At 42.7% G+C, this 12302-nt stretch carries 9 protein-coding genes and 1 riboswitch; of the genes, 3 read left to right on the plus strand and 6 right to left on the minus strand.

Going from position 1 to position 12302, the window contains the following annotated elements; translation table 11 throughout:
* Positions 1 to 90 precede the first annotated feature (90 nt).
* Complete coding sequence (locus NQ508_RS10915) at positions 91 to 960, plus strand: AraC family transcriptional regulator (protein ID WP_044920383.1); 870 nt, start codon at positions 91 to 93, stop codon at positions 958 to 960.
* A 53-nt stretch (positions 961 to 1013) separates the two neighbouring features.
* Here NQ508_RS10915 and NQ508_RS10920 read toward each other — a convergent pair whose 3' ends face one another.
* Positions 1014 to 2822: a Na/Pi cotransporter family protein gene (locus tag NQ508_RS10920; protein ID WP_006428426.1), complete on the minus strand. Its 1809-nt coding sequence runs from the start codon at positions 2820 to 2822 to the stop codon at positions 1014 to 1016.
* A gap of 291 nt (positions 2823 to 3113) precedes the next feature.
* Between NQ508_RS10920 and NQ508_RS10925 the strand changes: the two genes are divergently transcribed.
* Positions 3114 to 4535 carry a DUF512 domain-containing protein gene (locus tag NQ508_RS10925; protein ID WP_172674940.1) on the plus strand — a complete coding sequence of 474 codons (1422 nt, stop codon included), beginning with the start codon at positions 3114 to 3116 and terminating at the stop codon, positions 4533 to 4535.
* Positions 4536 to 4645: 110 nt separating this feature from the next.
* Here the strand turns inward: NQ508_RS10925 and NQ508_RS10930 are convergent, their stop codons facing one another.
* Positions 4646 to 5536, minus strand: coding sequence for a cation diffusion facilitator family transporter (locus tag NQ508_RS10930; protein WP_006428424.1), 891 nt, complete (start codon positions 5534 to 5536; stop codon positions 4646 to 4648).
* A 125-nt stretch (positions 5537 to 5661) separates the two neighbouring features.
* A riboswitch (NiCo riboswitch) is annotated at positions 5662 to 5786 on the minus strand.
* A 467-nt stretch (positions 5787 to 6253) separates the two neighbouring features.
* On the opposite strand from NQ508_RS10930, the gene NQ508_RS10935 reads away from it, so the two are divergent.
* Positions 6254 to 6925: a hypothetical protein gene (locus tag NQ508_RS10935; protein ID WP_006428423.1), complete on the plus strand. Its 672-nt coding sequence runs from the start codon at positions 6254 to 6256 to the stop codon at positions 6923 to 6925.
* Here NQ508_RS10935 and NQ508_RS10940 read toward each other — a convergent pair.
* From NQ508_RS10940 to NQ508_RS10955, 4 genes are all read right to left on the minus strand, one after another.
* On the minus strand, positions 6920 to 7618 hold the full coding sequence (locus NQ508_RS10940) for a P-II family nitrogen regulator (protein WP_006428422.1): 699 nt from the start codon (positions 7616 to 7618) through the stop codon (positions 6920 to 6922). The genes NQ508_RS10935 and NQ508_RS10940 overlap by 6 nt on opposite strands.
* A 10-nt stretch (positions 7619 to 7628) precedes the next feature.
* Complete coding sequence (locus tag NQ508_RS10945) at positions 7629 to 9173, minus strand: DUF1538 domain-containing protein (protein WP_044920380.1); 1545 nt, start codon at positions 9171 to 9173, stop codon at positions 7629 to 7631.
* A gap of 124 nt (positions 9174 to 9297) precedes the next feature.
* Complete coding sequence (locus NQ508_RS10950) at positions 9298 to 10956, minus strand: acyl-CoA dehydratase activase (protein WP_006428420.1); 1659 nt, start codon at positions 10954 to 10956, stop codon at positions 9298 to 9300.
* Positions 10949 to 12253, minus strand: a complete 1305-nt coding sequence (locus tag NQ508_RS10955; protein ID WP_006428419.1) for a 2-hydroxyacyl-CoA dehydratase subunit D — start codon at positions 12251 to 12253, stop codon at positions 10949 to 10951. Before NQ508_RS10955 ends, NQ508_RS10950 begins: the two co-directional genes overlap by 8 nt.
* Positions 12254 to 12302 lie beyond the last annotated feature (49 nt).

Raw genomic sequence — 12302 nt, forward strand, 5'->3', positions numbered from 1 at the left:
TGCATCATAGTAGTAAAAAGTAATACAATACTATCAAATATACAACTTTTTGATCATCCCAATTACTTCAGAAAGGACTTATACACATCCATGAACACACTTACCTATGAAAACCTCCATGAAACTAAAAAACACGTCAGCATCCAGTTTCCATACAATACCTATCTGTGCTCCATCCCGCTGGACTTCACACAGGTTCCGCTTCACTGGCATAACGACGTGGAGATCATTGTAATAAAAAAAGGCTGCGGCATCATTTCTGTTGATACCAAGCCCAGAGTTGTAAAAGCCGGCGACATCGTCCTTGTCCGTCCGGGCCAGCTTCACTCCATCTCCCAACATGGGAAAGACTGTATGGAATATGAAAATATCCTGTTCCAGACCAGTCTTTTATATTCTGCGGATTCCGATCCCCGGACAGTTGGATATTTCCAGCCATATTTTTCACTGGAATATGAACTTCCATGGCTCTTTGACGATACCTGTTTCTTCCATGAAGCACTTTCTTCCTGTATTGATGCGATCGATGATCTCTGCAGCAAAAGACCTGATTATTACGAATTATCGGTAAAAGGGCATCTGTTTCATTTCTTTTACCTGTTATTCTCTTCTCAGGGAACACCGGTCACTTTCAACCGGGATAAATCTCTGGATAAGGTAAAACAGATCGTGTCCTACATTGAATCACATTATACAGAACCGATTACCGTTCAAAGTACCGCTGATTATCTGGGCTTTTCCGAATCTCATTTTATGAAATTCTTCAAGCAGCATCTGCACACAACATTCACCAGCTATCTGAATGGCTACCGGCTTACCATTGCCGCCAGGCTTCTGCTCACGGAAGATGACAGCATCCTGTCCATCTCGGAACGCACAGGATTCAATAACCTGTCCTATTTTAACCGGCTGTTCAAAAAAGAATATCAGATGTCACCAAGAGCATACAGGAATCGCTAAATAACCAGTAATATAGAAAAGGGGCCGCATATAAGCGGCCCTTTTATGAAATCCTACTCAACCTCTTCCGGTTCCATACTTCTCATATGTTCCCCGTCTTTTTTAATCTCATATTTCTGATTATATTCATTCAGATATGTTTTATATTCAGAACTGTCAGAAGGATATACCTTCGAATCATGGATATGTGTATCCATATTCTCTTTGTCACTGTTCATAAGTGCAACCATCGCACTTGCACAGTGAGCTGCAATACGGTTAAAACTGTTCAGGATATCCGTAAATACAGTTCCTTCTTCCAGACCACATCCACCACTGCTCATACGTTCCACATGACGCATCTTCAGTTCATCACAAAGTGTTGTAATAACCATACCAAGCGGTGCTACTCTCTGCGCCATCTCTTTATCATTCTCAAGGAATGCCTTGCATGTAAGATTGATTTCTTCACGTACTGCTTCCATAACAACATTCAGTTCGTCCCATGCATCTTCTGAGAACTGTGTCTTATTCTCATGCATATCACTGGACATATATGCAATATAAGAAGCATGATCTCCGATACGTTCAAAGTCATTGATCGTATGCAGATAAAGTGAAACCTGTCTTGTCTGTGCTGTATTCATCTCATGCTTTGTCAGCTTGATCAGATAATCGCCCAGGCGGCTTTCATATTTGTCGATCAGGTCTTCTTTTCTCTGAACCTTGTCAAACTTGCTCTGCTGATACTCATTCAGAAGGTTCATTGCACGGTTGACATTCTTACGAAGCTTCTTCGCCATGCCACTCATTGCTCTGTGACACTGTCCGATTGCCAGTGCCGGATAATCCAGAAGACGTTCTTCCAGAAGATCGAAATCCGCTTCGTCTTCCAGTTCTTCTGCGCTGTCTTTTACCAGCCAGCATACCAGCTTCTCAAGTTTATTAATAAACGGAAACAGAATACATACCGTTACCAGACGGAACACGGTGTTCAACAGGGCAATCGATACCGGCGACATAATATTATCCAGAAAATCAAAATGGACAAATGCACTGATCGTATAGAATCCGATCGACCAGATCAACATTCCGAAGGTATCATTTAATAAATACACAAGTGCGGTTCTCTTACCATTCTTATTTGCTCCGATCGCTGAGACCAGTACCGGACAGGATGCTCCTACACCGATACCAAGAATAATCGGAAATGCACTGGAAAATGTAAGGATTCCTGTTACCGATAAAGCCTGCAATACACCAACGGTAGCAGATGCGCTCTGCAGGACGGCCGTAAATGCAATACCTACCAGGATACCTGCGATTGGATTCGAGAACATCGTCAGCATATCAATAAATACTTTACTCTCTCTTAATGGTGTAACCGCACCACTCATTGTCTGCATGCCTGTCATCAGAATTGCAAAACCAAGCATGATATTACCGATGTTCTTGTGTGTCGTTCTTTTACAGATCATCCGCATGATCGTACCAATTACCGCCACGACAGCCGCTATCGTTGCAGAAGATAAAATCTTTGCAATACCATTCGATCCTTCAATATAGGAAAGACATAAGATCCATCCGGTGATACTGGTACCGATATTGGCTCCCATGATGATACCGATCGCCTGTTTCAGTTTCATCATACCGGAGTTAACAAAACCGATGACCATAACGGTTGTTGCGGAAGATGACTGAATGACACTGGTCACTCCTGTTCCAAGTGCTACTCCTTTGAGCGGTGTGTTTGTCATTTTGTAAAGGAATGCTTCCAGTTTATTACCGGCAACCTGTTTCAGCCCATCTCCCATAAGGGACATTCCGAACAGAAACAAAGCAACTCCACTTAACAATGACAATACCATAGAAAATATTTCCATAATTTTCTCCTTTGTTGTCAGCTTATTTTACGCTTACTTAACATTCTTTTAAAATATTCTTAACCTTTTCTTTTTTATTATGTCACGTTAAACGTTTGATTACAATCGTATATTTGTCAGAAATCACATTTTTTCACATCCCGTAGAAAAATGAATCCCGTCAATTCCTCTTTTTTCATCAATTTATCCAAAAATTACGTTCTGATTTTATAATTCTTACCTTGCACTCAGACTGAGAATAAGCTATCATTTTGTCTATATGGGTAAATGTTTATACGGAGGAATATATTTGTGAGAAAAAAGGAACAGGAACACCTGATACAGACCGTCTATCCGGGTTCTATTGCTGAAGAACTGGAAATCGAACCCGGCGATGTACTGTTAAAAATAAACGGACAGAAAATTGAGGATGTCTTTGATTATCGTTATCTGATGAAAGATGAATATGTCGAAGTCCTGATCCGCAAGCCTTCCGGGGAAGAATGGCTTTTGGAAATCGATAAAGAGTACGACGATGAACTTGGAGTTGAATTCGAGAATGGACTGATGAGTGAATACCGCTCCTGCAGTAATAAATGTATGTTCTGCTTCATCGACCAGATGCCTCCGGGCATGCGTGAGACTCTGTATTTTAAGGATGATGACTCCCGTCTTTCATTTCTGCAGGGAAATTATATCACCATGACAAATATGAAGCAGGCAGATATTGACCGCATCATCCATATGCAGCTCGCACCGATCAATATCTCTGTACAGACAACCAATCCGGAGCTCCGCTGTAAGATGCTGCATAACCGTTTTGCCGGAGAAAAGCTAAAATTTCTGCAGGATCTGTATGAAGCACATATTGAGATGAACGGTCAGATCGTATTATGTAAAGGCGTAAATGACAAAGATGAATTAAAACGTTCCATTGAGGATCTTTCCAGCTATCTTCCTTTTATGAGAAGTGTATCCGTTGTACCTGCCGGACTTACAAAATACCGTGAAGGTCTCTATCCGCTGGAACTCTTTTCAAAAGAAGAAGCCGGTGAAGTCATTGATATGATTGAAAGCTATCAGCCAAAATTCTATGAAGAATATGGTCTGCACTTCATACAGGCAAGTGATGAATGGTATATTCTTGCCGAACGTGATTTTCCGGAAGAAGAACGCTATGATGGATATATCCAGCTGGAAAACGGAGTTGGCATGATGCGTCTTTTAAAGACAGAATTCCATGACGCTCTGGAAGCACTGAAGCAGAATGACAACTATGAGACCTGGAAAAATGAGACCTGCCGTACACTTACCATTGCAACAGGCAAGCTTGCCTACAGTACCCTTGCCGGATTCGCAGAGGAGATCATGAAAGCATTCCCATATATTAAGATCAATGTATTTGCGATCCGCAATGATTTCTTTGGCGAGACTGTTACCGTATCCGGTCTGATCACCGGTCAGGATCTCAAAGCCCAGCTTCTGGAAAAGAAAGCCTCCGGCACCGATCTTGGTGACACCCTTCTTATCACATGCAATATGTTAAGAAGCGGAGAACAGGTATTTCTGGATGATATGACGGTACAGGAACTGGAAGATGCATTAGATATGACTCTGGTCGCCGTAGAAAACCAAGGACAGGAACTTATCGAAGCCATGCTCAATCATCACTATACAATGCAGCGTGACAATGATACAGACAGCTTTGTATACGTAAAAGGTTATAACTCATAGCACAAACGCAACCGTACTTTCATTAACAGGATTAAATTTTTCAGACAACACCAACAAAGAAAAAATACCACAGCTTTTTCAAAATTTGAAAGCTGCGGTATTTTTTTCCATTATGCCGGATTTACATGAATCATAATATGCTTTGTATTCGGAAACTTCTTTTCTACATTGTCGTGCACATCCTCTGCAATTGCATGCGCATCTTTCAACGAAAGTGTTCCATCTACTGCAATCTCTGCATCGATATACACCTTGTTGCCGAACATTCTCGTTCTTAACAGATCCAGTCTTTCTACTCCCCGGCTCTTTCTGATATAGTCTGCCAGTTTCTCTTCATATTCTTCACTGCATGAAGTATCCAGCATCTTATCCAGTGCATCTTTGAAAATATCAAATGCTACTTTCAGGATAAAAATACAGATAACTACACTTGCCAGCGGATCCAGCACAGGAAATCCAAACATTGCACCACCTATACCAATCAGTGAACCAACGGAAGAAAATGCATCTGATCTGTGATGCCATGCATCTGCCATGAATGCTGCGGAATCTAGAATCTTCGCATAATGTCTGGTATACCAGAACATCCCCTCTTTTGTAAGAATCGACACGATAGCTGCCACAAGTGCGATTGTTCCCGGTGCCTGCAAATGACTGTAATCACCGGCTATGATCGTCTTCACACCACTCATTCCAATACCAATACCCGTTGCAAGAAGAATGGCTGCAAGCACCATCGATGCTACACATTCCAATCTGTCATGACCGTATGGATGTTCGCTGTCCGCCGATTTCTTAGATAATTTTACCCCGAGAAATGCAATGAATGTGGCAAACACATCCGATAATGAATGAACCGCATCGGATATCATGGCTCCCGAATGTCCGATAATTCCTGCCAGCAGTTTGAACGCTGTCAGAATGACATTTCCAAGAATTCCCACGGTTGATAAATGATTGATCATTTTCTGTTCATTTAATTGTTGTTTTTGACTTGTCATAAGATAACCTCCATTTTTAATAATGTCATGTCTCCTATGGCACCTAAGGTAAGACTACTGTTCCTCCGTATTCTATTTACAAGACTGCTTTTTTGCAAAAAAATACACCTGTGGAACTTTTTACTTACTGTCCCACAGATGTATGAATCATCGTCTCATCTGCTGCCGGTAATTGACCGGCCCGGCATGCACACCATTTTCTTAACATCATCTTTTTGAAAATGAATGTAGCCTGATCAGTTTGTACTGCTATCCCTTATCCTTATTGGATATATTCAGTGCAAAGAGATTCTATATATAATATTCGATTTCAAGGAAAAAGTCAACTGTTTTTTTCGGTTTTCATTCTCTTTATAAGCTCTTAAGCTCTTCTTAAGATTTTTCCGATTTCTTTAAGGAATTTAACATACTTTAGACATATTTGTTTTTTATAATAAACTCAGATAGTTGAGAGAGACAAAATCAGCTATCTCCCCCTCATAAAGTAGCACACCGGGAATTCGGTGCAACACTTTACTCTCATTCCTTTAGATAACTATAACGACAACGAACGCCACGAGCCGGAAGGTTTGTGGCGTTCGTCGTTTCTTTTTTCAGCAAAATTTAATGCTTGTTTAAAAGTTATATGCTATAATAAATTATCAACAAAACCCTTATATAGCTTATCATTTTCTCTCGTTTCCCAAAAAGAATGTTTCAAAGAAAGCGGTGGTTACTATGAAAGGAAAATATCTTTTTACAAGTTTCATTATGATTTCACTTATCATGATAGTCTCAGCCTCTTGCGGCAGTTCCAAAACTGACAAAACCTCACAGGAAACACCGGTAAATTACACCGGTGAAAATATCAATCAGCTTCTGACCTATACCGTTCCAGATGGATACCATATCGATACAGAGAATTGTACAGATAAAAACGAAGCTTCATACACAATTAATTTATCCTCTGATGACTTAGATGAAGAAGTATTTACTCTTGAGATTATCTCTTATAAAAAGCAAGGTGTATCAATCACTGACGATTGCGACATTGATATGGACTACCTGTTAAATGTTTCCAAGGATTCTGTGATTAAAAAGATAACCTTAAACGACACATTTACAGTAGATGGGCATACCTGCAATGAAGTTACAGTGTACTGGCCATATGATCCGGTTGAAGAATTCATCTCTCCATCCCAGAATCCTGTATCATATCTTTTACATGCCCTTGGATTCAAAAAGGAACAAAAAACGATTGCTTTTGAACAGGCATATATTCAAAATGGTGATTATATTATCGGAGTAGGCGTCCGAAGTTTCAATGCAGTGCAAGATATTGAAAATGATGTATTAAAAAAAGATTTGTATAAAATACTGAATTCCATAAAATTTTCAGGCAACCTATAACAAATCATCCTGAATATCTTCCTCCAGCATTCGTATCCCCGCAACACTGGTCACCGGCAGCGAGAACACTATCGTACGTTCTTTGCTGTCGAGACCGGCCTGCTCCATGATTGCTTTCATGATCTGATTCTTCTCTCTGCTCTTCGTTACGATCAGAATGACTTCTTTTTCTTCCACCAGTGACACCCCGAGATACTTTTTTGCAAGTTCCATCCCGGTTCCTTTTGCATGGATCACAGTTCCGCCTCCGGCCTTTGCTGACCTTGCCGCATCCATGACCGTGTCGATATATCCCTGATTTGCGATTGCTACCAGAAGTTCATAATCTGTATCTTTCATCGAAGTCTCCTCCTCTTTTTCAAATTCCTGTTCATTTACAAGAAACTGCAGTGTCTTTCTTCCGCCCACGCTGCTAAGCGACACAATGAACGATACCCCTGTCCCCGGTACATCGATCAGCATCTTCGTGATCAGTCCCCTGCGCAGCTTTTTCCACGTCTCTCCTGTTACGATTGCAAGAAATAACAACTTTTCCGATTCTTCCAGACCGAAATAATCCAGCACTTCACTCTGTGCCGTCCCCCTTCCGATCGTTTCCAGAAATACAGGAAGTCCGTACTCTTTAAAAAATGTCTGGAAATCTTTTCGTTTGTTTCTGTTCGTGATGGTCACCATCATATATACCTTGCTCATGAATTCTCCCTTACAACTCTATGATATCCGCATCCCCATATGCCTCCAATGGCAGTACTTTGACCGGCTCTGCGAGCATCTCTTCTTTATTCTTCTTACGCTCCTGATACTGATACACCACACCCAGGATCTGTATCGTGATAAGCGGTGTCATTGCTACCATTGCCACGACTCCGAATGCATCGGTTACTACATTTCCGCCAACGGCTTCACAGGCTCCCTGTGCAAACGGAAGTAAGAAGGTTGCCGTCATCGGTCCGGATGCAACACCGCCGGAGTCAAATGCGATCGCCGTAAATATCTTCGGCACGAATAACGTCAAGATTAGTGCCAGTGCATACCCCGGTACCAGAAACCACAGGATCGAGATACCTGTCAGCACACGTATCATCGCCAATCCAAGGGAAAATGCAACGCCAAGCGACAGGCTATATCCCATTGCTTTTCCCGGTATTGCTCCAGAGGTCAACTCTTCTACCTGCTCCATCAGCACATATACCGCCGGCTCTGCCTTTACGATAAAGTAACCGATCAGCATACCGATCGGGATGATCACCCAGCGGTAAGGAAGCCCTGCGATCACCTGTCCCAGATAATTACCTACCGGCATAAATCCTACATTTACCCCTGTCAGGAATAATACCAGTCCAATGTATGTATACAGGATACCGACCAAATTTTTGATCAGCGTTTTCTTTTTTAATTTCAGGGATACCACCTGAAAGAATGTGAAGAACAGAATGATCGGAAGCAGTGAGCCACCGATTTCCTTCATATAATGTGGGATTCCGGACTCGAATAATTTCCATAATGCTACAGATGTCTCTGCATCCGGTATTACAGTCTCGGAATAGCTGCCACCTTGTGGATGATAGATAATACCAAGAAGCAGTACCGCCAGCACCGGGCCGATCGAACACAACGATACCAGACCGAAGCTGTCCGTCTCTGCGTATTTATCACTACGTACCGCAGAGAATCCGATTCCCAGTGCCATGATAAACGGTACCGTCATCGGTCCGGTTGTCACACCACCCGAATCAAATGCAATCGCCAGAAAATCCTTTGATACAAAAAAAGTCAGGATGAACACCACCGGATAAAAGATCAACAGCATATAGGACAGCGGTTTTGAAAATAACATACGCAATACAGCGGCCACCAGAAAAATTCCGACTCCCACGGCAACCGCCAGAATCAGTGTCATATTTGATACCGAAGGTACCTGCCCGGCCAGCACCTGCAGATCCGGTTCCGATATTGTGATGATAAATCCAAGTACAAAACACAACCCGATGATCACCGGCAGCCTTTTTGACTGTGCGATCCGGGTTCCGATCCTCTCTCCCATCGGTGTCATCGACATCTCTGCCCCCAGTGTAAAGAACATCATTCCTACTATCAGAAGGATTGCTCCAATAATAAAAGCCATCAGAATGCCCGGCGGCACCGGTGCGATCGTAAAGCTTAATATCAATACGATCGCGATGATCGGTACCACCGCTTCCAATGACTCTTTTAATTTCTCTGATAATTTTGTCCGATATAAATTCAATAAATATTCATGCCTTTCTGTGTTAATTATTCTACAATTTTCTGACTATTCAATATATTCTTTATATTATCACAGAATTTCAATCCTATCTATTTTTCTACTGTTAAGATCTTGCTAAGAACGCTTACTCTGTAACCATATCCTTAGCAAATAATGCAGCTCCCAGTGCTCCACAAAGCTGTGCCTTATCGCTGATCACCAGTGTCGTTCCAAGCTTCTCTTCCAGTGTCTTCACCAGTCCCTGGTTCTTTGACACTCCTCCGGTCATCATATAGCGTTCCTCGCCGCCGACACGTTTTGCCAGTGCTGCTGTCTTGGACGCAACAGCCTTATTCAGTCCATGTACGATATCATCGGTTGCCTTATTCTGTGCGATCAGTGATACCACTTCCGATTCTGCAAATACGGTACACATGCTGGAGATTGTAATATCTTCCTTATATGACAGACCTGCCTTTCCCATATCGTCCAGACTCATTTCCATGGTTCTTGCCATCATCTCCAGGAATCTTCCGGTTCCGGCTGCACATTTATCATTCATGACGAAGTTGGCAACGGCTCCATTTTCATCCAGGCGGATGACCTTACTATCCTGTCCTCCGATATCAATAACGGTACGGACTTCCGGGTTCAGGAAATGTGCCCCTCTTGCATGACAGGTAATCTCCGTAATACTCTTATCACCATCTGAAATAGCCGTTCTTCCGTATCCGGTTGTAACCATTGCATCGATGTCTCCTCTTTGAAGTCCCGCATCTTTCAGCGCTTCCTCCAGCGCACGCTCTGCTCCGATCGCTGCTCCTGCACCTGTCGGCAGGATGATCCCTGTCACGATATTTTGGTCTTTATCAAGAATTACTACGTCTGTACTTGTTGATCCGCTGTCTATTCCGGCGAAATATCCTTTTCCCATCTTCAGTTCCTTCCCTTCCAGTTCGTCCATATTCATGCTCTCTGCAAATGCTTCTAATCTTGTCAGAAGCTGTCCGCTGCTCTGTACGGTATAATCCGATTCGATCTTCAAAAGTGGTACGGTCACATTCTGTTTGATCTGTGCGTATTCAAAACTGTAAAAATCGCAGAATTTCACGGTATGATAAATAATCCCCTTTAATCCCGGGTCATTGTATAATCTCTTTCTTCCACTGTGATCCATCATACGCATACATGGAATCTGTCCGAGAAGTTCTTTCGCATACCATACCATCAGTTCATCAAATTCCAATTCCTTTGGCGGCTCTGTCTCGCCCACCGAACGGTTGTTGACACAGGTATCATTTTCCACCGGATACGGCATACTCTTCTGCACCATATCGAAAAGTTCATTTCCCATACGTGCACCCAGCACACTGATATGCGGCTTTACAATGTGTTCCGGCTTCTTGAATGCCTGACGGAACTTTTCTTCATCAAATGTTGTGCCTTTATATTCTCCATATGCTTTCGCAAGACCTTTTAACTGCACTGCTGTACGTTCTCTGCTGCACTCTGCATCACAATGAAGCACATCGATCATATATAAGAAATCCAGTTTTCCACTGTCTTCCAGAATATCATAGACACTCCGGATCGTATCACAACAGTTGACCAGCACCAGTTCCTTTACCTTTCCGCTCATCACAGCTTCCAGAAGAGCCTTGCCGAATCCGCAGATGTTCGGATGCGCTATCTGATCCGCATGGTCAAAGCCCTGCGGCATCTCATTCAGGTTCTGGCATTCCCCGCCGAACGCTTCTAAGAGTTCGATTGGGGTATATTTACAGACATAATATGTTTTATTCATCGTGCAATTCCTCCTGTCTGTCCGTATTTTCATCCGTTTCTGTATTCAGCATCTCTAAGAATGCCCCGAGTCTGGTAGATGTCTGCCCTTCTCCGCCATGACTTCTGTCACATCCGTCGCCGTCCAGGATCAGAAGCGGGATTCCCTGTTCTTCGAATTTGCGCTTGGCAAGCTGTGCTGCTCCAATGGTATGCTTACATCCCCAGTGTCCGAACCAAACAGCACCGTCTGCTCCTGTCTCCTTTGCATGACGGATTCCTGCTTCGATTCTTCTGATTGCACTTCCATTTAATGCATGATACACCATACGTCTCGCCATCGCTTCATAAGGCTTCTCTGGATCAAAATCCGGCTCACAGACACGGCTCAGTTCACATCCGACGATCTGCGCTTTTTCCTGAAAGCAAAGTTCATTCTTCACCGCATCTGACCAAAACGGAATGGTGTGCATCCAGTAAATCTTCTTTCCCTTTTTTGCCGGGGCCTTCTTCACATCGTTCAGGAGACGGTCCACATACGTTTCCTCTTCTTCTGTTCCCAACAGCAGATTATTTGTCATACCTGCATAGAGTGGCGTAACAAGGTCTGCAGGAATATATCTGTCCGCACTTTCCTTTTCATACTGTGCGAATTTTTCCAGCGTCCGCTTGCTTCTTCTCAGTCGTTCTGTTAATGTCTCATCTGTAATCTTTTTGCCTGTGCATTCTTCTATAAAGTCTTTCAGTTTACGAAGTTGGTCTGCCACATACTGTACATTGTCTTCGTTCTGCTGCATCGGCACATCGATAGCAAAGATCGGTACATCATACATCTTTGCCAGCTTCTTAAATGTCAGAAGATTTGCATCACAGGTCAAATTCGTGTATACAATACACTTTGGTTTCGGAAGTACTTTCTTCTGCGCCGCTCCGATAAATGTCTTGTGATAACTGCAAAGTGTCTCGGATATGCCCGTATTCTCCGCCTGCTGTAAAAATGCTCTTTCTGCCTTAGATGCAGAAAGATAGCAGGAAAATCCTTCTACATTGTATGGATGTAATCCTGCTTCCTGTAAAATTTCACAAGGAGTAAAGATACTGACAATTGCACTTTCTTCCGGACGTTCCAGCGGTCTTATCATCGTATCCATCATAAGCCTTGCCAGATACTGCTCTGCCGACATCAGTCTTTTGTCCGGTGCGAACCGGAACTTCAGATTCTGTGCCTTCCATCCGGTCTTTAAAAGCCATCTGGCTCTGCCCGGATTCTCATTACTCCATTTTTCTATATAATTTCCATATGTTTCTATGATCTTCATGTTCTCATCCTCGTCTTACCCTGTTGTCTGTTTCCATTTTTCTTCCTTA

Origin of the sequence: Dorea longicatena (assembly GCF_025150085.1) — a bacterium.
Lineage (GTDB): Bacteria > Bacillota > Clostridia > Lachnospirales > Lachnospiraceae > Dorea_A > Dorea_A longicatena.